22 protein-coding genes are annotated in these 21,183 nt (G+C 53.2%); 12 read left to right on the top strand and 10 right to left on the bottom strand.

What is annotated here, in order from left to right; genetic code table 11:
- Positions 1–98: 98 nt before the first annotated feature.
- From sapF to pspF, 6 genes are all read right to left on the bottom strand, one after another.
- Positions 99–905: a putrescine export ABC transporter ATP-binding protein SapF gene (gene sapF / locus PMPD1_RS11760; protein WP_173634215.1), complete on the bottom strand. Its 807-nt coding sequence runs from the start codon at positions 903–905 to the stop codon at positions 99–101.
- Positions 905–1,897: a putrescine export ABC transporter ATP-binding protein SapD gene (sapD, locus tag PMPD1_RS11755; RefSeq protein ID WP_173634214.1), complete on the bottom strand. Its 993-nt coding sequence runs from the start codon at positions 1,895–1,897 to the stop codon at positions 905–907. Before sapD ends, sapF begins: the two co-directional genes overlap by 1 nt.
- Positions 1,897–2,787, bottom strand: coding sequence for a putrescine export ABC transporter permease SapC (sapC, locus tag PMPD1_RS11750; RefSeq protein ID WP_173634213.1), 891 nt, complete (start codon positions 2,785–2,787; stop codon positions 1,897–1,899). Before sapC ends, sapD begins: the two co-directional genes overlap by 1 nt.
- Positions 2,774–3,739, bottom strand: coding sequence for a putrescine export ABC transporter permease SapB (sapB, locus tag PMPD1_RS11745; RefSeq protein ID WP_173634212.1), 966 nt, complete (start codon positions 3,737–3,739; stop codon positions 2,774–2,776). Before sapB ends, sapC begins: the two co-directional genes overlap by 14 nt.
- Positions 3,736–5,364, bottom strand: a complete 1,629-nt coding sequence (gene sapA, locus PMPD1_RS11740; RefSeq protein ID WP_173636203.1) for an ABC transporter substrate-binding protein SapA — start codon at positions 5,362–5,364, stop codon at positions 3,736–3,738. The genes sapB and sapA overlap by 4 nt, the downstream gene beginning before the upstream one ends.
- Positions 5,365–5,681: 317 nt before the next feature.
- Complete coding sequence (gene pspF, locus PMPD1_RS11735) at positions 5,682–6,686, bottom strand: phage shock protein operon transcriptional activator (RefSeq protein ID WP_173634211.1); 1,005 nt, start codon at positions 6,684–6,686, stop codon at positions 5,682–5,684.
- 164 nt (positions 6,687–6,850) lie between these two features.
- Between pspF and pspA the strand changes: the two genes are divergently transcribed.
- From pspA to tyrR, 7 genes are all read left to right on the top strand, one after another.
- The gene (gene pspA / locus PMPD1_RS11730) at positions 6,851–7,522 is read left to right on the top strand and encodes a phage shock protein PspA (protein WP_173634210.1); all 672 of its coding nucleotides are present in this window, start codon (positions 6,851–6,853) and stop codon (positions 7,520–7,522) included.
- A gap of 72 nt (positions 7,523–7,594) precedes the next feature.
- A complete protein-coding gene (gene pspB / locus PMPD1_RS11725; RefSeq protein WP_173634209.1) occupies positions 7,595–7,822 on the top strand; it encodes an envelope stress response membrane protein PspB in 228 nt (75 codons plus the stop codon).
- Positions 7,819–8,178: an envelope stress response membrane protein PspC gene (pspC, locus tag PMPD1_RS11720; protein ID WP_173634208.1), complete on the top strand. Its 360-nt coding sequence runs from the start codon at positions 7,819–7,821 to the stop codon at positions 8,176–8,178. The genes pspB and pspC overlap by 4 nt, the downstream gene beginning before the upstream one ends.
- Before the next feature lie 53 nt (positions 8,179–8,231).
- Positions 8,232–8,480, top strand: a complete 249-nt coding sequence (gene pspD / locus PMPD1_RS11715; RefSeq protein WP_173634207.1) for a phage shock protein PspD — start codon at positions 8,232–8,234, stop codon at positions 8,478–8,480.
- A complete protein-coding gene (locus tag PMPD1_RS11710) occupies positions 8,461–9,858 on the top strand; it encodes a YcjX family GTP-binding protein (protein WP_173634206.1) in 1,398 nt (465 codons plus the stop codon). The genes pspD and PMPD1_RS11710 overlap by 20 nt, the downstream gene beginning before the upstream one ends.
- Complete coding sequence (locus PMPD1_RS11705) at positions 9,855–10,919, top strand: YcjF family protein (protein ID WP_173634205.1); 1,065 nt, start codon at positions 9,855–9,857, stop codon at positions 10,917–10,919. Before PMPD1_RS11710 ends, PMPD1_RS11705 begins: the two co-directional genes overlap by 4 nt.
- A 125-nt stretch (positions 10,920–11,044) precedes the next feature.
- Positions 11,045–12,613 (top strand): transcriptional regulator TyrR, encoded by a 1,569-nt coding sequence (gene tyrR, locus PMPD1_RS11700; protein WP_173634204.1) that lies wholly within the window; start codon positions 11,045–11,047, stop codon positions 12,611–12,613.
- Between the two features lie 34 nt (positions 12,614–12,647).
- On the opposite strand, the gene tpx is transcribed toward tyrR, so the two are convergent.
- On the bottom strand, positions 12,648–13,151 hold the full coding sequence (tpx, locus tag PMPD1_RS11695; RefSeq protein WP_173634203.1) for a thiol peroxidase: 504 nt from the start codon (positions 13,149–13,151) through the stop codon (positions 12,648–12,650).
- Between the two features lie 199 nt (positions 13,152–13,350).
- Here tpx and ycjG point away from each other — a divergent pair, with 199 nt between their 5' ends.
- On the top strand, positions 13,351–14,328 hold the full coding sequence (gene ycjG, locus PMPD1_RS11690) for an L-Ala-D/L-Glu epimerase (protein ID WP_173634202.1): 978 nt from the start codon (positions 13,351–13,353) through the stop codon (positions 14,326–14,328).
- On the opposite strand, the gene mpaA is transcribed toward ycjG, so the two are convergent.
- The gene (mpaA, locus tag PMPD1_RS11685; protein ID WP_173634201.1) at positions 14,312–15,019 is read right to left on the bottom strand and encodes a murein tripeptide amidase MpaA; all 708 of its coding nucleotides are present in this window, start codon (positions 15,017–15,019) and stop codon (positions 14,312–14,314) included. The two genes, ycjG and mpaA, sit on opposite strands and share 17 nt — an antisense overlap.
- 158 nt (positions 15,020–15,177) lie before the next feature.
- On the opposite strand from mpaA, the gene PMPD1_RS11680 reads away from it, so the two are divergent.
- The 3 genes from PMPD1_RS11680 to ynaL all read left to right on the top strand — a co-directional run bounded on the left by PMPD1_RS11680 (position 15,178) and on the right by ynaL (position 18,339).
- Positions 15,178–16,797, top strand: a complete 1,620-nt coding sequence (locus PMPD1_RS11680; RefSeq protein ID WP_173636202.1) for a peptide ABC transporter substrate-binding protein — start codon at positions 15,178–15,180, stop codon at positions 16,795–16,797.
- A gap of 98 nt (positions 16,798–16,895) precedes the next feature.
- Positions 16,896–17,879 (top strand): zinc transporter ZntB, encoded by a 984-nt coding sequence (gene zntB / locus PMPD1_RS11675; protein ID WP_173634200.1) that lies wholly within the window; start codon positions 16,896–16,898, stop codon positions 17,877–17,879.
- Between the two features lie 271 nt (positions 17,880–18,150).
- Positions 18,151–18,339 (top strand): proline-rich small protein YnaL, encoded by a 189-nt coding sequence (gene ynaL, locus PMPD1_RS11670; protein ID WP_173634199.1) that lies wholly within the window; start codon positions 18,151–18,153, stop codon positions 18,337–18,339.
- A 3-nt stretch (positions 18,340–18,342) separates the two neighbouring features.
- On the opposite strand, the gene ttcA is transcribed toward ynaL, so the two are convergent.
- Entirely contained in the window at positions 18,343–19,272 is a 930-nt protein-coding gene (gene ttcA / locus PMPD1_RS11665; RefSeq protein WP_173634198.1) for a tRNA 2-thiocytidine(32) synthetase TtcA, read from the bottom strand.
- A 199-nt stretch (positions 19,273–19,471) separates the two neighbouring features.
- On the opposite strand from ttcA, the gene dbpA reads away from it, so the two are divergent.
- Positions 19,472–20,851 (top strand): ATP-dependent RNA helicase DbpA, encoded by a 1,380-nt coding sequence (dbpA, locus tag PMPD1_RS11660; protein ID WP_173634197.1) that lies wholly within the window; start codon positions 19,472–19,474, stop codon positions 20,849–20,851.
- A 4-nt stretch (positions 20,852–20,855) separates the two neighbouring features.
- On the opposite strand, the gene PMPD1_RS11655 is transcribed toward dbpA, so the two are convergent.
- Positions 20,856–21,149, bottom strand: coding sequence for a putative quinol monooxygenase (locus tag PMPD1_RS11655; RefSeq protein WP_173634196.1), 294 nt, complete (start codon positions 21,147–21,149; stop codon positions 20,856–20,858).
- Positions 21,150–21,183: the final 34 nt, after the last annotated feature.

The raw sequence follows: 21,183 nt of genomic DNA, 5'->3' as shown, positions 1-21,183 counted from the left end.
CCGGCGATTCTAGCACGACTCCTTAGGAGGCGTTAGTATGAGTTGCGGCCGGGAATCGCTTGATCTCAGACAGCTTTCATGGTGACTCTTGCTGCCGATCACCAATCTTTACGCCAGGCTTCCGCCGTCAGCGCTTCGCCGAAATGACTGCTAATCAGCCGTTTTGTCAGTTCATGTAACGGTGAAGCCAATACATCGGCGGTGCCGCCGCGTTCCACCACTTCACCCTGATGCATCACGATCAACTGGTCGCTAATGTGCTTCATCATGCCGAGGTGCTGTGTAACGTAAATATAAGAAAGCCCCTGTTTCTCCTGCAACTCCAGCATCAGGTTGACTAATTGTGAGCGCATCGACATATCTAATGAGGCCATTGCCTCATCGGCAATAATCACTTTCGGTTGCAGAATCAGGGCGCGCGCCAGCCCAACGCGCTGTTTTTGCCCCGGCGCCAGCATATGCGGATAGTAAGAAGCATGGTCGCGTAGCAGGCCAACCTGGCGCAGAGTCGCGATGATGCGCTTTTCGCGCTCCTCCGCCTCAAAGTCTGTATTCAACCGCAAGGGTAAATCCAAGATCTGACTAATACGTTGGCGTGGGTTGAGCGACGTCGAAGGGTCCTGAAAAATCATACGGATGCGCTGGCTACGATACCCATAATCGCCATATTTAAGCGGATGATCATCAATCACAATCTCACCGGTAGAGGGAGCGATCATACCGCTGAGCATTTTGGCCAGCGTAGATTTACCGGACCCATTCTCTCCGATAATCGCCATCGTCTGTTTTTCCCGCAGGGTAAAACTAACTCCCTTAACCGCTTCGACATGCTGGCGGCGGAATAGGCCGGTGCGATAACGATAGGTCTTACTCAGATTCCGCACTTCCAGTAGCGTTTCGACCATTATTGCGTCTCCATATTCAACGGGAAGTGGCAGGCAAACAGATGATTTTTCGCGCCGGTCAGCCGTGGCGTTTCGGTACATTTTTTTTGTGCATACGGGCAACGCGGCCCCAGCCGACAGCCAATCGGTAAATGTTCCAGCGAGGGAATGGCTCCCGGCAGCGCATTGAGGCGGCTTTTATGCGGCAATGCACGACCAAAATCCGGCATCGCGCGGATTAACGCCTGGGTATAAGGATGATGCGGTGTGGCAATTAAATCATCGCTTCCCGCCGTTTCAACCGTTTGTCCGCAATACATTACATTGATGCGGTTGGCCCATTTGCTCATCATTTGCAGATCGTGGCTGATCAATAAAATGGTGGTGTTATTGTTCTGATTCAAACGGCTTAGCAACCTGAAAATCTGCGCTTGGGTGGTCGGCTCCATCGCATTGGTTGGCTCATCGGCAATCAACAGGCGCGGCTGGTTAGCCAGCGCGATCGCGATCATGACCTTTTGACACTCTCCTTCGGTGAGTTCGTAAGGATAACTGCGCATAATGTCTTTATGATCTTTAATCCCGACTCGATGCAGGAGCTCAATCGCACGTATGCGACGCCAGCGGAAACGCTGATACCAGCGGCCTTTATAGGTCCAGCCCGGAATCGCCTGAATCAGTTGCCGACCCACGCTCTCCGACGGATCGAGACAGGATTGCGGCTCCTGAAAAATCATTGAGACGTTGTGCCCCACGATTCGGCGGCGTTCACGTGGCGTCAGATGCAGCAAATCCACATCATCAAAACGCATCCGATCGGCGGTGACGCGCCAGTTATCTTTGGTAACGCCGCAAATCGCTTTCGCAATTAGGCTCTTACCCGAACCGGATTCACCCACCAGGCCGCGGATTTCCCCTTCGGTTAGCGTGAGGTTAACCCGGTCGACGGCTTTTACCGGGCCGTCAGCGGTCATAAACTCAATGGTCAGGTTACGAATATCCAGTAACGGCATTATTCCACTCCCGCAACGATGGCTCGGCGGATACCGTCGCCCAACAGGTTGACGATTAGTACACTAACCATGATTGAAGCACCGGGCAGCATAACGGTCCAGGGCGCAACATAAATTAACTCTAACGCATCGCCGAGCATGGCTCCCCATTCAGGAGAGGGAAGCTGCGCGCCTAAATCGAGAAACCCCAGCGCGGCAATATCAAGGATCGCCATCGATAATCCACGCGTAAACTCACTGACCAGTAATGGTAGAATATTCGGCAAAATAGCGTGCCAAAGAATATTCAGACGCCCGGCACCATCGAGGCGAACCGCGACCACATAATCTTTTTCCAGCTCATCGTGCACCGCGCTATAAATGGCGCGCACTAAACGCGGTAGCAGGGCAAGAAACACCGCTAACAGCGCGTGCTCTAGACGCGGGCCTAAAAATGCCACCACCACAATGGCGAGCAGTAAAGAGGGAATGGAAAGCAGTGTATCCAGCACATGATTCATAATTGCTGAACGTAACCCACGGGTTAACCCCGCCAACACGCCGAGCACCATTGCCGCCAGCGCCGCCAATAAGGTGACGAGAATGGCCGAACCGACGGTCGGCGCCGCGCCGCTTAGTAAACGGCTCAGTAGATCGCGCCCTAAGTCGTCAGTGCCTAAGAAAAACGACACGTCGCCATAACGCGACCAGGACGGCGGTAATAGCTGATAACCCAGGAATTGTTGGTCAATACCGTATGGTGCTAACAGCCCGCCAAATACACACAACAACAGCAGGGCGATAAAGCCGTAAAATCCCACCATTGCCGAGGTGTCGTGATAGAACAGCCGCCACGTATGCCGGAACGGGCTTGGCAGGCGTTTTTCAGCGTAAATATTATCTGAGGGCATACCATTCCTTGTGTTTCAGCGGGTTGGTCATCGCCCCCAGAATATCGGAAAGCACATTAACCGTAATCACCATGCCGCCAACCGCCATCACGCCTGCGGAAATCGCCGCGTAATCTTGTTGGCGAATCGCATTCACCAGCCAACGCCCAAGCCCCGGCCAACTGAACACCACTTCGGTAATCATCGCCAGCGTTAGCATGGTCGAAAACTGTAGGCCCAACCGAGGGATGACCGGCGGTAGCGCATTGTGCAGTACGTGGCGGCGGATCACAGTAAAACGCGACAGGCCGCGTGTTGCCGCGGCTTTAACATAGTTGGTATCAATCACTTCGCTGGTGCTGATGCGCAGCAGGCGCGCCACTTCGGTGGTCGGCGCCACGGCGAGCGCGGTCACCGGTAGAACCATGTGGGTCAGCACACTGATAATCATTTCATGGCGCCACGGCGAGTGGCTCAGCCAGGCATCGATTAACGCGAAGCCGGTAACGTGTTTGACTTGATACAACAAATCAATACGTCCGGAAACCGGCAGCCAGCCCAGGTTGAGTGAAAAGAACAGGGTCAGTAGTAACGCCAGCCAGAAGACCGGCATGGAAAAGCCCAATAGCGCGAAGGCGCTGATCGCTTTATCCTGCCATTTATTACGCATCACACCGGCGATAATGCCAAACGGAATACCGATCAATAACGCCAGTGTAAACGCCATAATGCACAGTTCCAGCGTGGCAGGAAAAACTTCCCACAACTGCTGACTAATGGGCTGACCGTTGATGCTGGAAACGCCAAAATCAAATTGCAATACGCCAGTAAACCAAAACCACCAGGCATCATACAGCGAAGCGCCCTGTAGCGGCGCATGGGGCGTAAAATAGCTCAGGCTAAAGCCGACCAGCGTCAGCATAAAGAGCGTAACGATCAGCAACACCAGGCGACGCAGGGTGTAGATAATCATGGTGTGGTCTCCTCGCGCGGATTGCGATGAACGCCAGCAAACGAGGCGTTGCCAAACGGGCTCAAAACCAGGCCTTCAATATCATGTCGATAGGCCTGTAGGCGTAATGATGAGGCGAGGGGCAGCACCGGTAATTGTTCCGCCAATATGCGCTGTGCTTCATCATACTGCTCGATGCGAGAAGCCAACTGCTGTGATAACAGCGCCTTGTGCAGCACACTATCGAATGCCGGATCACACCAATGCGCATAATTGGTCTGGGAACGAATCGCCGCGCAACTTAGCAACGGGCGGAAAAAACTGTCCGGATCGTTACTGTCTGTCGCCCAACCGGTCAGCGTCAAATCGTGATTCATCTCCATCAGGCGCGCCTCTTGAAAGCGCCCCTCAACCTGAACAATGGTCACTCGCACGCCAATCTGTGCCATATCGGCCTGAATGAGTTCGGCGGTCTTCAGCGGGCTGGGGTTCCAGGACTGTGAAGAGGAGGGCACCCACAACGTCAGATGGAGGTTTTCTATTCCCAGCGCTTTCAACTGCTCACGCGCTTTCTGCGGGTTATAGGGAGTAATGTGAGCGTTATTATCATAGGCCCACGACGCGCGCGGTAAAATCGAGGCGGCGGTTTCCGCCGTGCCGTAATAGATCGATTCCATCAGGCGTTCATTATTAATGGCTAATGCCAGGGCTTGGCGGACCGCCGGTCGATCCAGCGGTGGCTTGCGAGTGTTAAAAGCCAGATAAGCGATGTTCATGCCGGGGCGCAGCGTCAACCGCAAACGTGGATCGTCGCGTAAAATCGAGAGCTGGCTGGCGGCAGGATAGGCCAATACATCACACTCGCCGGTTAATAATTTTGATAAGCGGCCGGTGCCGCCTGCGCCCATGTCAATCACCACTTGCGGCATGCGCGGCACGCCTTTCCAGTAGTCCGGATTACGCGCCAGACGGATATATTGCCCCGCCCGATATTCACTCAGCATAAACGGGCCGGTCCCCACCGGTAGTTGATCCATCTGTTCCTGACGGTCAAGGCGAGTGAGCTGGTCGGCATATTCCGCCGACATTACCGGCGCGTAGTGTGTTGCCAGGTGCCAAAGGAAAGAGGCGTCCGGGCTGTTCAGCCGGATCTCCACCGTATCGTTATTCAGTTTTTTTATGCTTTGCACCGAATCGGCGAATTGCAGGCTATCGAAATAGGGATAATTACCGCCGCTGACGTTGTGCCAGGGATGATGGCGATCGAAGATGCGCGAGAAGCTAAACACCACGTCATCGGCATTAAGTGGGCGGCTGGGAGTAAACCAGGCGGTTTTTTGAAACGCGACCTTATGCCGCAAATGAAACCGGTAAGTTGCACCGTTATCCCGCACCTCCCAACTTTCGGCCAGTTCGGGAATCAAGCGATACGTATAGGGATCAACATCCAGTAAGCGGTCATAAAGTTGGGCGGAAAGGGTATCAACCGCTAAACCGCCGCTAGCGAGTTGAGGATTAAAGGTATTCATTACGCCATTAACGCAATAGACAAAACCGCTCTGGCGAATATCACCCGGCGAAGCCGACCAGGCCGAGGCGCTCAGGACGCTCAATCCTAACAGTAACGAGGAGAGTAATTTGGGCATAGGCTGCAATAGTTTACCGGCAATTGACAGAGTGTATCGCACTCTGCGCATTGTCCCAAAATTTGCCGGTATAACCGCTGTTTTTTCCGACAAACCGGGCATGATGTTCAGCCGGAGGTAGGGCAAACAGCGAGAGTACGCCTGATGTTGGTGTGGTAATGAGAAAAATTCTCAATAAACTACTTTACAGATGATAGTGAGAATGATTATTATTCATTTGCACTTCGACGGTGGCTCTACCGAAGAAGAGCACGACATTGCTCACATTGCTTCCAGTATTTTTCAGCCCGCCTTGCGCGGGCTTTTTTTTATCGTGATCACTCGTCCTGTAAGCGCTGTTCCGAATGCGAAACCACACCCTGCTTTTTTAACATCGCCCGAAACTGATGATAGGTCACCCCGAGGAGTTCGGCGGCGCGGCGTTGATTAAAACGCGCCTGTTGCAAGCTCTTCTCCAGCAATTGTTTTTCCTGCTGATTTTGCCATTGACGCAGGTCGAGCGGTAATGATGGCAATGCGTCAGTTGTCATAGGCACCGCCGGGGCGGCGCGTAGACTAAAAGGATTAATGATGATGGTTGCCAGTTCCTGACTGCTGGTACCGTGGCGATATACTGAACGTTCCACCACGTTTTTTAACTCTCGCACATTGCCGGGCCAGTGATAGTCCAGCAAGGTTTGTTGTGCCTGCGCCGAAAAGCCGGGGAAGAGCGGCAAGCTCAATTCACGACACATTTGAATCGCGAAGTGTTCCGCCATCACTAAAATATCGCCACGTCGCGCACGTAATGGCGGTAGTTGCACCACGTCAAACGCTAGCCTGTCAAGCAGGTCAGCGCGAAATTTCCCCTGTTCGGCGAGCGCTGGTAAGTCTTCATTGGTCGCGCACACCAGACGCACGCTTACCTGTAGTGGTTGGTTACCGCCGACACGCTCCAGTTGACCATATTCAATGACGCGTAATAGTTTTTCCTGGACCAGCATGGGCGCGGTCGCCAATTCATCCAGAAACAACGTACCGCCATCGGCCCGCTCAAAACGCCCTAAATGGCGTTTCTGCGCGCCGGTAAAGGCGCCAGCCTCATGACCGAATAGCTCCGAATCGAGCAGATTTTCATTTAACGCGGCGCAATTAAGTGAAATAAACGGCCCCTGCCAGCGTTCGGAAAGATAATGGAGGCGGTTCGCTATCAATTCCTTCCCGGTGCCGCGTTCGCCAACAATCAAAACCGGTTTATTTAGAGGGGCCAGACGTGAAACCTGCTCCAGCATCTCAAGGAAATTGTTCGCTTCGCCCAGCAGGTTTTCAATATGCTCGCTCATAATCAATTTCACCAACTGTTAGTGTGTTACACCACCTGAAATAACATTATAGAATCAGGAAAAACAATGTGCCATTAAAAATCAACAACATAAAAGTTGGCACGCATCTTGAATTAATCATGCTATCTACTGCACACCACAAACAGATAAAGAGGATGGTGATTATGGGTATTTTTTCGCGCTTTGCCGACATTGTGAACGCCAACATTAACTCGCTGCTGGAAAAAGCCGAGGATCCACAAAAGTTAGTGCGTCTGATGATTCAGGAAATGGAAGACACGTTGGTTGAGGTTCGTTCAACGTCAGCGCGCGCGTTGGCAGAGAAAAAACAGCTATTGCGTCGTATTGAACAGGCTGAAAGCCAACAGGCGGAATGGCAGGAAAAGGCCGAGCTGGCGTTGCGTAAAGATAAAGAAGATCTGGCGCGCGCCGCGTTAATTGAAAAACAAAAGTTAACCGATTTGATCAGCATTCTGAAGCAGGATGCCAGCCAGGTAGAGGAAACGCTGGAAAGAATGAAAGGCGAGATTGGCGAACTCGAGAAAAAACTGAGTGAAACGCGTGCGCGTCAACAGGCGTTGACTTTACGCCATCAGGCCGCCGCGTCTTCACGCGATGTTCGCCGCCAGTTGGATAGCGGTAAAATTGATGAAGCGATGGCGCGTTTTGAGTCATTTGAACGTCGTATTGACCATATGGAAGCGGAAGCGGAAAGTCAGCGGTTCGGTAAACAGAAATCGCTCGATCAGGACTTCGCTGAATTAAAAGCTAACGATGAAATCAGTGAACAACTGGCGGCGTTGAAAGCCAAAATGAGCCGTACTGAAAATCCGTAAACCCGGATGCAGAGTGAAAAACTTATCCCGCCGCGCATTTCGCGCGCGGGGCAGTGAATTCAAGGAGAGTGAATGAGCGCGTTATTCCTTGCCATCCCGTTGACAATTTTTGTGCTATTCGTCGCGCCGATATGGTTATGGCTTCATTACAGCAATCGCCCGAAGCGCGGGGAACTGTCGCACAGTGAACAGCAGCGTTTGTTGGCATTAAACGAAGAAGCGAAGCGTATGCGTGAACGTATCCAGGCGCTGGAAGCGATTCTGGATGCAGAACACCCAAACTGGAGAGGTCGCGAATGACACGGTTACTGAAAAATAAAAAACTTTGGCGCATTCCACAACAAGGGAAATTAAAAGGCGTCTGCGCCGGTATCGCGCACTATCTGGATGTGCCGGTGAAGCTGGTACGGCTGATTGTGGTGTTATCCATGATCTTCGGGTTGTTTTTCTTTACGCTGGCTGCCTATATCGTTCTGACATTTGTGCTTGACCCGTTGCCGTCCAACGCGGCTAACGGCGAAGAGGCGCCAGACAGCGAGACGTTGTTTGATGCGGTCGATGCCGAGTTAGCGGCGGGCGAGCGGCGCCTGCGTGAAATGGAGCGTTATATAACCTCCGATACTTTTACCTTGCGTAGCCGGTTCCGTCAGTTGTAAACCACCGATTGGGCGATGCGGGCCCGATTTATCAGCCATTAGGGGAAATGCGTATGTCAGCGTATCAGTCAGGTCGTTTCCGTCGCCATGCGGTGCCCGCATTGAAGTCGGTCGGAAAATTTATCATTATCAATGCAGCAACCTATGGCCCGGCAGGCATTGCCGGTTGGGCCGTCAAATCCGTGGCGCGTCGTCCGCTGCGTATCTTACTCACTTTGACGCTGGAACCGATTCTGGCGCGAGCGATGCGCCATGTGAGCGCACGTTTCAACAAGGAGACAAATGAAACGACTGCAAAATGAATTGATGTCGTTAGTTAATCGTGGCGTGGATCGACATTTACGCCTTGCCGTTACCGGGCTCAGCCGCAGCGGCAAGACGGCTTTTATCACTTCGCTGGTCAATCAACTGCTGAATGTGCATGGCGGCGCACGCTTACCGATGTTCTCCGCCTTACGGGAAGAGCGCATTTTAGGCGTGAAACGCGTTCCGCAACGCGATATGGGGATTCAGCGTTTTACCTATGACGAAGGTTTATCGCAGCTTTACGCCCAACCGCCAGCCTGGCCGACGCCGACGCGTGGCGTCAGTGAAATGCGTCTGGCAATACGCTACCGCTCCCGTGACTCCTTGCTGCGCCACTTTAAAGAAACCTCCACCCTGTATCTCGAAATTGTCGACTATCCGGGCGAATGGCTACTAGATTTGCCGATGCTGGCGCAGGATTACCATAGTTGGTCGCGGCAGATGACCGGCCTGTTACAGGGCGATCGCGCCGAATGGGCAAAACCGTGGCGTGCATTATGCGCCGGGCTTGATCCTTTAGCGCCAGCCGATGAAAACCGCCTGGCGGCGATTGCGCAAGCCTGGACGGCATATTTGTTGCGCTGCAAACAGGAAGGGCTGCATTTTATTCAACCGGGCCGCTTCGTGCTGCCGGGCGATATGGCCGGCGCCCCGGCGCTGCAATTTTTTCCGTGGCCGGAGGAAGATGCGGCCAGTGAGGCGCGGCTGGCGCAGGCGGATAAACAGACCAATATCGGGATGTTACGTTCACGTTATCATTATTATTGCCAGCATGTGGTGAAGGGGTTCTATAAGAACCATTTCCTGCGGTTTGATCGGCAAATCGTGTTGGTTGATTGTCTCCAGCCGCTGAACAGCGGGCCGCAGGCATTTAATGATATGCGGCTGGCGTTGACTCAGCTAATGCAAAGCTTTCATTACGGTCAACGCACGCTGTTTCGCCGTTTATTCTCGCCGGTTATCGATAAATTGTTGTTTGCCGCCACTAAATCCGATCACGTTACTGCCGACCAACATGCCAACCTGGTTTCATTGTTGCAACAACTGGTACAGGACGCATGGCAGAATGCGGCCTTTGAAGGCATTACCATGGATTGCGTTGGTTTGGCATCGGTGCAGGCGACACAAAGCGGCATGGTTGATCACCAGGGAGAGAAGATCCCGGCCTTGCGCGGGCATCGTTTGAGCGATGATAGCGCCATGACGTTTTACCCCGGCGAAGTGCCGCCACGTTTGCCGGGAAACGCTTTCTGGCAGCAACAAGGGTTCCATTTCGAACAATTTCGGCCACAAGATCTGGATGTCGATCGGCCCTTACCGCATATCCGAATGGATGCAGCGATGGAGTTTTTACTGGGAGATAAACTGCGATGACCGCACCGCTGAAACCGCGTATTGATTTTGCTCAGCCGCTGGAAACCGAATCTGAGACGCTAATTAAAGCGCCGAAGACGTTTAGCGAAGCCGAGAATCCCTCATTTATCGCTGAGCAGGCGTGGGAGCCGGAGGCGCAACCCGAACATAGCGGTGAACGCGTGGTGGAGGCCGCGCTACGCCCGAAGCGTAGTCTGTGGCGTCGTCTGGTCAGCGTCGGATTAGGTTTATTCGGCGTGAGCGTAGTTGCGCAGGGCATACAGTGGACACATCATGCCTGGATAACGCATGACTGGATTGGGCTCGGCGGCGGTATTGCCGGTGGGTTAATTGTGGTCGCAGGCATCGGTTCCGTGACCGCCGAATGGCGTCGGCTGTATAAACTGCGTGAACGGGCCGAAGAGCGTGAAGTAGGGCGCAGATTGTTAACCAGCCACGGCATGGGGCAAGGCCGTGAGTTTTGTGAAAAGCTGGCGCGTCAGGCGGGCCTCGATCAAGGGCATCCGGCGCTGCAACGTTGGCAGGCTTCGCTACATGAAACGCATAATGATCGTGAAATTGTTGCGCTGTACGCGCAGTGCGTTCAGCCAGTGCTGGATAAGCAAGCACGCCGCGAAATTAGCCGTAGCGCGGCGGAATCGACCTTGATGATTGCGGTCAGCCCGCTGGCGCTGGTGGATATGGCGTTTATCGCCTGGCGTAACTTACGTCTGGTCAACCGCATCGCCGCGCTGTATGGCATTCAGTTAGGTTATTTCAGCCGTATTCGTTTATTTCGTCTGGTGTTATTGAATATTGCTTTTGCCGGTGCCTCTGAACTGGTGCGGGAAGTGGGCATGGATTGGATGTCGCAAGACATTGCGGCGCGGCTTTCTGCGCGGGCCGCGCAGGGGATTGGCGCCGGTCTGCTAACCGCCCGTTTGGGAATCAAAGCGATGGAGTTATGCCGCCCGCTGCCGTGGCTTGAAGGCGACAAACCGCGGTTGGGCGATTTCCGCCGCGAGTTGCTTACTCAACTGAAAGACGCGGTACAGAAAGGCGGCGATAAAACCGCCAACTGAGCACCATAGTGGCAACTTGCGTTGCGCCGCTGTCAACTTTTCCTGACAGATCTCTTCTGGCGCGGCGCAAGTTATCGTATTATCTCTTAATTCGCCGCTACCTGAACTCAATTAAGGCCACCCCAATGCGTTTGGAAGTCTTTTGCCAGGACCGAATAGGTCTCACCCGCGAACTGCTTGATCTCCTTGTTGAACGAAATATTGACTTACGCGGCATCGAAATCGCTTCCATTGGTCGCATCTACCTCAATTTTTCCGCCATCGCGTTTGATCAATTTAGCCATCTGATGGCGGAGATACGCCGAATATCCGGCGTTACCGATGTACGCACCGTGGCGTTTATGCCTTCCGAACGTGAACATCGGGCGCTGAGCGCCTTGCTGGTCGCCATGCCGGAACCGGTGTTCTCGGTCGATATGAAAAGCAAAATCGAACTGGCTAACCCCGCAGCCCAGGTGCTATTCAGCCTCGACGAACAGAAAATCCGCAATTACAACGTTGGCGCGCTGATTAACGGTTTTAATTTTACCCGTTGGCTAGAAGGCGAGCGCGTTGACGCGCAGGCACAGCATGTGGTGATTCAGGGGCGAGATTTTTTGATGGAAGCGCGGCCGATTTATACCGCCGATGAAGAGGAAAACGCCTCTACGCCGGTCGGCGCGGTGATTATGCTGAAATCCACCGCGCGGATGGGGCGGCAATTGCAGAACCTGACGGTTAACGATGATTCCGGCTTTGAACATATCGTGGCGGCGAGCCCGAAAATGCGTCAGTTACTGGAGCAGGCGCGTAAGTTAGCCATGCTGGACGCGCCGTTACTGATTATTGGCGATACCGGTACCGGCAAGGATATGCTAGCCCATGCCTGTCACTTGCGCAGCGCACGCGGTAAAAAACCGTTCCTGGCGTTGAACTGTGCTTCGCTACCGGATGATGTCGCAGAAAGCGAATTATTTGGGCACGCACCGGGCGCTTATCCTAATGCGCTGGAAGGGAAGAAAGGGTTCTTTGAACAAGCGAATGGCGGCTCAGTGCTGCTGGATGAAATTGGTGAAATGTCGCCACGCATGCAGACCAAACTGCTGCGCTTTCTGAATGACGGTACGTTTCGGCGCGTGGGTGAAGAACATGAAGTTCACGTTGATGTACGGGTCATTTGCGCCACGCAAAAGAACTTGATTGAACTGGTTAATCGCGGTGAGTTTCGCGAAGATTTGTTCTACCGGCTAAATGTATTAACGCTTAATTTGCCGCCGCTACGTGAACGTCAGCCAGATATTTTGCCGCTCACGGAAATGTTTGTTGCACGCTTCGCTGATGAACAAGGCGTCGCGCGTCCACGCCTCTCGCCGCAGCTTAACGGGTTTTTATCGCGTTATAGCTGGCCGGGCAATGTGCGCCAGTTAAAGAATGTGTTGTATCGCGCATTAACGCAGTTGGAAGGGGATGAATTACGGCAGCAGGATATTGTTTTGCCAGAATTCTCGCTTGAGTCATTGCCCGACGACGAGGTCATGGAAGGCTCGCTGGATGAGATAACCAGCCGGTTTGAGCGGTCGGTTTTGACCCGACTTTATCTCTCGTATCCCAGTACACGTAAGCTGGCGAAACGTTTGGGCGTTTCACACACCGCGATTGCCAATAAATTACGCGAGTATGGGCTGAGCCAGAAAAAGAACGATATTGAGTCGTAGTGGCCGGAAATCCCCGGCCACTTTTACCGCGGGTTTATTTCAGCGATGCCAGCGCGGCATCATAATCGGGTTCGGTGGTAATCTCACTGACCAGTTGGCTATACAGCACATTGTCATTTTCATCAATCACCACCACGGCGCGCGCGGTTAGGCCTTTCAACGGGCCATCGGAAATCGCCACGCCATAGTCCTGTTTAAATTCACTGCCGCGCAGCGTGGAAAGCGTCACCACATTACTTAACCCATCGCTGCCGCAAAAGCGTGATTGCGCGAACGGTAAATCGGCGGAAATACACAGCACTACGGCGTTATCCATCTCTCCCGCTAGTTGGTTAAATTTACGTACCGACGCTGCGCAGACGCCGGTATCAATACTCGGAAAAATATTCAGAACCTTACGCTTACCCGCATATTCGGAAAGTGAAACATCAGAAAGGTTTTTGGCAACCAGCGTAAACGGTTTTGCTTTCTCGCCTGCTTTTGGCAACTGTCCGTCAACAGATACCGCATTGCCCTGAAAATGTACGGTTTGAGACATAATCGTTCCTTATTCATATGTTTAACACTTCGGGCCGCCCCCGAGGGCGGAGCCGGGTGAGACAGCGAAATTATATGCCATGTCCGTGACATGCATCGCGCCGTTAAGATTGGCACATCCACAAAATTTTGCGAAGGTGAGTGCTGTCAAAAAGTTATTACGCTATTACTCTATCAACCAGTAACAAAAGGATGCGTGGATGAGAGCGGTAAGAGTTTACCCTGAGGCCTGGCCGTTACATAAGCCTTTTATTATAGCACGCGGCGCGCGTACCGAAGCGGGCGTGGTGGTGGTAGAGCTGGAAGAGAATGGCGTTAAGGGGATTGGTGAATGCACGCCCTATCCACGTTACGGGGAAAGCGAGTCCTCGGTGCTGGCGCAAATTAGTGCGCTATTACCGGCGTTAGAGCGCGGTTTATCACGCGAGGCTCTGCAACAGGCGTTACCCGCTGGCGCTGCGCGTAATGCGATCGATTCTGCATTGTGGGATCTCGCCGCCCGTCAACAGCAGCAAACGCTGTGGCAATCGCTGGCTACGCCGCTACCGGCCACCGTCTCAATGGCGCAAACCGTCAGTATCGATACGCCAGAGGCGATGGCCAGCAGTGCACTGGCCGCCTGGGATAATGGTGCCCGGTTGCTAAAAATTAAGCTGGATGATCATCTGATTACCGAACGGCTGATGGCGATTCGTACCGCTGTGCCCGAGGCGCGGCTGATCGTCGATGCGAATGAGTCTTGGCACAGCGAAGGGTTGGCGGCCCGTTGCCAATTATTGGCGGACCTTGGCGTTGAAATGTTGGAGCAGCCGCTACCGGCGGAAGAGGATGCCGGGTTAGAAAACTTTATTCATCCATTACCGATTTGCGCCGATGAAAGTTGCCATACGCGTGAAAGTCTGCCAGCGCTACGCGCGCGTTATGAGCTGGTGAACATTAAGCTGGATAAAACCGGCGGGCTTACTGAAGCGCTGGCGCTGGCAAACGCGGCTGAAGCAGCGGGGTTTGGCGTGATGCTCGGTTGTATGCTCTGCACCTCAAGGGCGATTAACGCCGCGTTACCGCTGGTGCCGCGCGCGCGTTTCATTGATTTGGATGGCCCTACCTGGCTGGCGGTGGATGTAGAGCCCGGGCTACGTTTTTCCGCCGGGCGTATCGATCTTACGGCTGCCAGCTAAGTAAATCGATCATTGCCTGCAACCACGTCTCACTGGCGGCATCGGCGGAAACCGGCGGTAATTCGGCAGTAATGCACGGCAGACTTAAATCTGCGCACCAACTGCCGAATGAGCCTGGCGTGGCATAACCGACGCTGCTCACCAGTGGTAACGCCATGCGTAGCGCCAGCCAGTGACCTAATGGGCTGCTATGCGGATCTTCAATACACGCCAGCGGCTCATGAAAACTGACCACCCAACGCGGAGCCAGTTGATGAATCAGGGTACACAGCGCCTGTGTTTCCGGCTCTGAAGCCGGGGCGTCGCCGGTTGATAAAATCACATCGCGCTCATCCGCCGCACTATTCCAGCGGTACACCGACTCTCCAGACTGCCAGTTGGCCGCCGGAAAGTTGCGGTTAAGATCCACGCCGCGATAATTGGCCCGTAGACCAAGTTGGCACCCGTCCGGGTTGACCGCCAGCACCACATGGTGGCGGCGATGCGTTTCTTGCAATGTCCGCATCGCACAGGAGAGAGTGACGATTGAAGCCGTTTCATCGCCATGCGTGCCAGCCAAAATCAACCCACTGTTCGCATCGGCCAGCGGAGCAGGGAACCATAACAGCGGCGCGCCAAGCACCGAGGTACCGTAGGTTTTTGCTTCCACATCCAGTTTGCCGCGCAACGGACGCGGATGTAGCAACGACATGTCTATGAACTCCTGTGAAGATCCTCGCAAATAAAGCTAACGTAAAACCGGCCGGGTGAAAATAGCTATTTATCGATCAAGGATTTGCGATAAAGTGCCAGGCAATGATAGCGAATGCCTGTCTGGCATCTTCTCTTTGACAGATTTAAGGGCCGATGATGATGAAATCCTTTCGTTTTACTCTGGGGGCGCTGTGGGTTGCCAGCCTGTATGCACCTGCGTGGGCCGCAATCGTGCCACCGGGAACGCAACTGGCCGCTAAACAGGAAATTGTTCGTCATATTAAGGATGAACCTGCGTCGCTTGATCCGGTGAAAGCGGTGGGGTTGCCGGAAATTCAAGTCATTCGGGATCTGTTTGAAGGGCTCACCAATCAGGATGCAAATGGAAAGATTGTGCCAGGCGTGGCGCAGAGCTGGCAGACGAATGACAACAAAACCTGGATTTTTACCCTGCGTAAAGATGCCCGTTGGTCGAATGGCGATCCGCTGACCGCTCATGATTTTGTCTACAGCTGGCAACGTTTAGTGGATCCGAAAAATACGTCGCCGTTTGCCTGGTTCGCCGGGTTGGCAGGAATGTTGAATGCGGATGCCATCACCAAAGGCACTCTGTCACCCGATAAACTGGGCGTGGTGGCGCTGGATAATACGCATCTTAAAGTCTCGCTGGAACGGCCGGTGCCTTACTTCCCGAGCCTGGCGGCTAATTTCAGCCTTTATCCGGTACCGCAGAAGGTGGTTGAACAGTTTGGCGATGGCTGGACTAAAAAAGAGAATCTGGTTGGCAATGGGGCATATCGTCTGGAACAACGGGTGGTGAATGAAAAGATTGTGCTGGTGCGCAATGATAAGTATTGGGACAACGCGCACTCGGTGTTGACCAAAGTGACGTTTGTGCCAATTAACGAAGAGTCGAGCGCCACTAAACGCTATCGCGCCGGTGATATTGATATTACTGAGTCGTTCCCGAAAAATATGTATGGGCTGTTGAAAAAAACCATTCCCGACCAAGTGTATACGCCAGATCAATTAGGGACCTACTACTACGCGTTCAACACGCAAAAAGGCCCGACCGCCGATGTGCGGGTGCGGCGCGCGCTGTCGTGGAGTATTGATCGCCGCATCATCGCTGAAAAGGTGTTGGGCACCGGCGAGAAGCCAGCCTGGCATTTTACGCCGGATGTCACCGCAGGTTTTAAACCGAAAGCCAGTTTCCTACAACAACACTCCCAGGCGGAGCTTAACGCGCAGGCGAAAGGCATGCTGGCGGCGGCGGGGTACGGCCCAACTAAGCCTTTGCATCTGACGCTGTTATATAACACCTCGGAAAACCACCAAAAGATTGCTATTGCGGTGGCGTCAATGTGGAAAAAGAACTTGGGCGCTGAGGTGAAATTGCAAAATCAGGAGTGGAAAACCTATATCGACAGCCGCAATAGCGGCAATTTCGATGTTATTCGCGCTTCATGGGTTGGCGATTATAACGAGCCTTCAACCTTTCTCAGTTTGTTAACTTCGGCCCATAGCGGCAATATTGCCCGTTTTAACAGCGCTGAATATGATGCGGTGCTGGCTCAGGCGAGTAAAGAAACTAACGACAAGATGCGTAATGAGGATTATAACCGTGCCGAACAGATCCTCGCCGATCAGGCGCCGATCGCGCCAATTTATCAGTATACCAATGGGCGTTTGATTAAGCCGTGGGTGAAAGGTTACCCCATTAATAACCCGGAAGATGTGGCTTACAGCCGCGAGCTCTACATCCTTAAACATTAAATCTGTGCCGGGTATGGGCACTGTTGCGTAGAGATTGATTCTGTCGGGCTGAGCGCTAGACTGTATCGTATTGATTATTCTGATTACCGGGGCTTGAGGTGGACGTCATTCAAGGAAAAGCGTTACAAGTTTCTGATGCCATCATTGCCTGTCAGCTTGATGGTAAAGGCGGCATGGTTCCCATTGAAGATAAAGATGTGATTCATTGCGAACGTCCGTGTTGGCTACACCTAAATTATACCCATCGTGACAGCGCGGCATGGCTTTCCTCCACGCCATTAATACCCGATACGGTGCGTGACGCGCTGTCTGGCGACAGTATGCGGCCACGCGTGAGCCGCCTTGGCGATGGGTTTATGATCACGTTGCGCAGCGTGAATCTAAACAGTGATTCCCGTCCCGACCAGTTGGTTGCGGTACGGGTATTTATCAATGATAAGTTGATCGTGTCTACCCGGCGTCGGAAAGTGTACGCGATTGATGAAGTGTTAAGCGATCTGCAAGAAGGGAACGGCCCGGTTGACGGCGGAAGTTGGTTAGTCGAGGTGTGCGACGCATTAACCGATCACACCAGTGAATTTATTGAAGAGCTGCACGATAAGATTATCGAGCTGGAAGATGCATTGCTGGATCAACGGGTACCGGCGCGCGGTGAGTTGGCGTTGCTCCGCAAACAACTTATTGTGATGCGGCGCTATATGGCACCGCAGCGTGACGTTTATGCGCGGCTGGCGAGTGAGCGGCTTCCGTGGATGGATGATGATGAGCGTCGCCGGATGCAGGAAATTTCCGATCGCTTAGGGCGTGGGCTTGATGATTTGGATGCCAGCGTGGCGCGTACCGCGGTGCTGTCTGATGAAATTGCGTCGGTACTGGCGGAGGCGATGAACCGTCGTACCTATACTATGTCGTTGCTGGCAATGGTGTTTTTACCCACTACATTTTTAACTGGCCTGTTCGGCGTTAACCTTGGCGGTATTCCCGGCGGCACATGGCGTTATGGGTTTAGCGTTTTTTGCCTGTTATTAGTCTTGCTGGTGTTAGGCGTCGCGTGGTGGTTAAAACGACGCCGGTGGCTGTGAGATTCCGGCAAAGCGTGATGGAAAACTGAAAAAAAGCTGATCGACATCAATAAGCCTGCGCGCTCGCTGCGGCAAACTTTCTCTCGCAGGTGAATGCAACGTCAAGCGATGGGCGTTGCGCTCCATATTGTCTTACTTCCTTTTTTGAATTAATGCATAGCACAATTGATTCATACGATGCCGGCCTTGAGCCGGCTTTTTTTTGCCGTTTCGCCAGAGCTTATCATCTTCTTCTATGCTTACTGCTCATCCCGTAGATAAGGAGAAGAGCATGTTCACAACCTATTGGAGCGAACAAATCCGCGCTTCTGAACCGCTGCCTGCCGACCCGGTACCGGTTCCTGACCCGATCCCCAAACCACAACCTATTCCAGACCCTCCGCCAACCGAGCCGGACCCTACACCGATTATCGATCCGCCGCCGCATCGGTTCGTTGGGGCGATGTCGCCATCGCCCTGAAACTTACTTAAGTTCTAATACATTCAGACGAACGGCGGCCGCGTCTTCCTCTTCATCCGGTTGCCAACCGGCAGGGCGCAGCGGCAGTGTTTCGCGATCAAAAGCAATGTCGCCGCCCGCAACCACTTCACTGCCGTGCTGAATGCCCTTGAAGTCAAACAGTTCGAAATCGGCCAGATGTGAAGGCACCACGTTCTGCATGGCGCTAAACATCGTTTCAATGCGGCCAGGGTAGCGTTTATCCCAATCGCGCAGCATATCGGCGATGACCTGGCGCTGCAGGTTAGGCTGTGAGCCACAAAGGTTGCACGGAATAATTGGGTACTCACGCGCGATGGCGAAACGCTCAATATCCTTCTCACGGCAATAGGCCAGTGGGCGAATAACGATATGTTTACCGTCATCGCTCATCAGTTTTGGCGGCATGCCTTTCATCTTGCCACCGTAAAACATATTCAAAAACAGAGTTTGCAGAATATCGTCACGATGGTGACCCAATGCAATTTTGGTACATCCTAACTCGGTGGCGGTGCGGTAAAGGATCCCACGACGCAAGCGTGAGCAAAGCGAACAGGTGGTTTTCCCTTCCGGAATTTTCTCTTTTACGATGCCGTAGGTATTCTCTTCGACAATTTTGTATTCCACCCCGAGGGAGTCCAGATATTGCGGCAGCACATGTTCGGGGAAACCGGGCTGCTTTTGGTCAAGGTTAACCGCCACCAGCGAGAAATTTACCGGCGCGCTCTGCTGCAAATTGCGCAAAATCTCCAGCATGGTGTAACTGTCTTTCCCACCGGAGAGGCACACCATAATGCGGTCACCTTCTTCAATCATAGCAAAATCGGCAATCGCTTCTCCTACATTACGACGCAGGCGTTTTTGCAGCTTATTCAGGTTGTAGCGTTCGCGCTTATTTTCTGTTTGATCAGACATTGGGGACTCACATAGCTAAAGGAGCAATATTGGCGTGTATGGTACGGATTACGGCGCCGAATTCCAGCCGTTTTGGTGCGATATTCCCTGCGGAAAAATTTTCGCCTTGCATTGGTAGAACCTATTTAGCGAAACCGCCAAGGTTTTTCTGATAAACTGTGCGGCCATTAAGCCGCCTCAATGCCGCAGAGAGACTACCGTGACCGCTTTTTCTACCCTGACTCAACTTCCCGCTAGCCAGCTAACTAACCTCGCAGAAATGGGCTATCACAGTATGACGCCTATCCAGGCGGCCGCATTGCCCGCTATTTTGCAGGGAAGCGATGTTCGGGCGCAGGCGAAAACCGGTAGCGGTAAAACCGCCGCGTTTGGCCTCGGTGTATTGCAGCGTATTGATGTATCGCGCTATGCCACGCAGGGATTGGTGCTGTGTCCCACCCGTGAACTGGCCGATCAGGTGGCCGGAGAGTTACGCCGCCTGGCACGCTTTACGCAGAATATTAAAATATTGACGCTGTGTGGCGGACAACCGCTGAGCGCGCAGCGCGATTCTCTGCAACATGCGCCGCATATTGTGGTCGGAACGCCGGGACGTGTTCTCGATCATCTTAAGCGTGAAACGCTCAAGATCAGCGCGATAAGTTGCCTGGTATTGGATGAGGCGGATCGTATGCTGGAGATGGGGTTCCGCGACGATATTGACGCAATTATCAGCTATACGCCAGTTGAGCGCCAAACGCTGCTATTTTCCGCCACCTGGCCACAGGGCATTGCGCAAATCAGCCAGCGAATTCAGCGCCAACCGCTCACCATTGAAACCGATGATGTGGCGGAGTTACCGGCGATTGAGCAGCGCTTCTATGAAGTGTCCGGGCGTGAAAAGTTATCACTGTTGATTGGCGTTCTGAGTCAGCAACAACCGGTCTCGTGTGTGGTGTTCTGTAATACCCGGCGCGAATGTAATGACATTGTTCAGGCGCTTACTGAGCAGCAGATCAGCGCACTGGCGCTCCATGGCGACCTGGAGCAACGCGACCGCGATGAAATGATGATCCGCTTCGCCAACGGCAGTTGCCGGGTGTTGGTGGCGACTGATGTTGCCGCTCGCGGGCTGGATATTAAGTCACTGGCGCTGGTCGTGAATTATCAACTGGCGTTCGACCCGGAAGTTCATATTCACCGTATTGGTCGCACGGCGCGGGCGGGCGAGCAGGGCTATGCGGTCAGTTTGGTCGCCGCCGACGAAATGGTACGGGCGCATGCGCTGGAGGATTATCTGCAACAGACGCTTAACTGGCAATCTACTGCGGCGTTAAAAGCGGTGACTCCGCAACCTCTCCCGGCGGAAATGAGTACCCTGTGTATTGATGGTGGGCGTAAAGCGAAAATGCGCGCCGGCGATATTCTTGGCGCATTAACCGGCGATGCCGGTTTAAGTGCCGACCAGGTAGGGAAAATAACCATTACGGCAACCCATGCGTGGGTTGCCATTCGTCACGATGTGGCGCGTCGGGCATTGAAGCAGCTACAGCAGGGAAAAATTAAAGGCAAAAACTGCCGCGCTCGCTTAATGAGTTGAGGCGTTATGCTTCAATTTGTTGAATTTCCGGCGGTTGTTTTAGCAAGTGCTCTGAATCGGCAATAAGCTTTTTAAAATGCGGTTGTGCATTATGGGTTTCGACGGCCGCCGCATTTTTCCAGCGCTCATGAAACAGGAAGACGTTACCATCCTCTACGCTACGATAGAGATCGTAATGAAGATTACCATCTTCAGCGCGGCTGGGCGCGACGCAGGCCGATAACACTCTTTTCAGTTCTTCTGCTTTGCCCGGCTGGGCAACGAGTTTTGCCACAACAAGTATGTTTTTATCCTGCATAGTGCGTTCCTTCTCTGGCTAAACAGGCCGGGGT

Origin of the sequence: Paramixta manurensis (assembly GCF_013285385.1) — a bacterium.
Taxonomy (GTDB): domain Bacteria; phylum Pseudomonadota; class Gammaproteobacteria; order Enterobacterales; family Enterobacteriaceae; genus Paramixta; species Paramixta manurensis.
Note: the sequence above shows the minus strand (reverse complement) of the source record. Positions and strands in the feature narration are given on the sequence as shown.

Excerpts from the sequence above, each read along its gene's own strand:
- sapF (WP_173634215.1), bottom strand. The coding sequence starts at position 905 with ATGGTCGAAACGCTACTGGAAGTGCGGAATCTGAGTAAGACCTATCGT.
- sapD (WP_173634214.1), bottom strand. The coding sequence starts at position 1,897 with ATGCCGTTACTGGATATTCGTAACCTGACCATTGAGTTTATGACCGCT.
- sapC (WP_173634213.1), bottom strand. The coding sequence starts at position 2,787 with ATGCCCTCAGATAATATTTACGCTGAAAAACGCCTGCCAAGCCCGTTC.
- sapB (WP_173634212.1), bottom strand. The coding sequence starts at position 3,739 with ATGATTATCTACACCCTGCGTCGCCTGGTGTTGCTGATCGTTACGCTC.
- sapA (WP_173636203.1), bottom strand. The coding sequence starts at position 5,364 with ATGCCCAAATTACTCTCCTCGTTACTGTTAGGATTGAGCGTCCTGAGC.
- pspF (WP_173634211.1), bottom strand. The coding sequence starts at position 6,686 with ATGAGCGAGCATATTGAAAACCTGCTGGGCGAAGCGAACAATTTCCTT.
- pspA (WP_173634210.1), top strand. The coding sequence starts at position 6,851 with ATGGGTATTTTTTCGCGCTTTGCCGACATTGTGAACGCCAACATTAAC.
- pspB (WP_173634209.1), top strand. The coding sequence starts at position 7,595 with ATGAGCGCGTTATTCCTTGCCATCCCGTTGACAATTTTTGTGCTATTC.
- pspC (WP_173634208.1), top strand. The coding sequence starts at position 7,819 with ATGACACGGTTACTGAAAAATAAAAAACTTTGGCGCATTCCACAACAA.
- pspD (WP_173634207.1), top strand. The coding sequence starts at position 8,232 with ATGTCAGCGTATCAGTCAGGTCGTTTCCGTCGCCATGCGGTGCCCGCA.
- PMPD1_RS11710 (WP_173634206.1), top strand. The coding sequence starts at position 8,461 with ATGAAACGACTGCAAAATGAATTGATGTCGTTAGTTAATCGTGGCGTG.
- PMPD1_RS11705 (WP_173634205.1), top strand. The coding sequence starts at position 9,855 with ATGACCGCACCGCTGAAACCGCGTATTGATTTTGCTCAGCCGCTGGAA.
- tyrR (WP_173634204.1), top strand. The coding sequence starts at position 11,045 with ATGCGTTTGGAAGTCTTTTGCCAGGACCGAATAGGTCTCACCCGCGAA.
- tpx (WP_173634203.1), bottom strand. The coding sequence starts at position 13,151 with ATGTCTCAAACCGTACATTTTCAGGGCAATGCGGTATCTGTTGACGGA.
- ycjG (WP_173634202.1), top strand. The coding sequence starts at position 13,351 with ATGAGAGCGGTAAGAGTTTACCCTGAGGCCTGGCCGTTACATAAGCCT.
- mpaA (WP_173634201.1), bottom strand. The coding sequence starts at position 15,019 with ATGTCGTTGCTACATCCGCGTCCGTTGCGCGGCAAACTGGATGTGGAA.
- PMPD1_RS11680 (WP_173636202.1), top strand. The coding sequence starts at position 15,178 with ATGATGAAATCCTTTCGTTTTACTCTGGGGGCGCTGTGGGTTGCCAGC.
- ynaL (WP_173634199.1), top strand. The coding sequence starts at position 18,151 with ATGTTCACAACCTATTGGAGCGAACAAATCCGCGCTTCTGAACCGCTG.
- ttcA (WP_173634198.1), bottom strand. The coding sequence starts at position 19,272 with ATGTCTGATCAAACAGAAAATAAGCGCGAACGCTACAACCTGAATAAG.
- PMPD1_RS11655 (WP_173634196.1), bottom strand. The coding sequence starts at position 21,149 with ATGCAGGATAAAAACATACTTGTTGTGGCAAAACTCGTTGCCCAGCCG.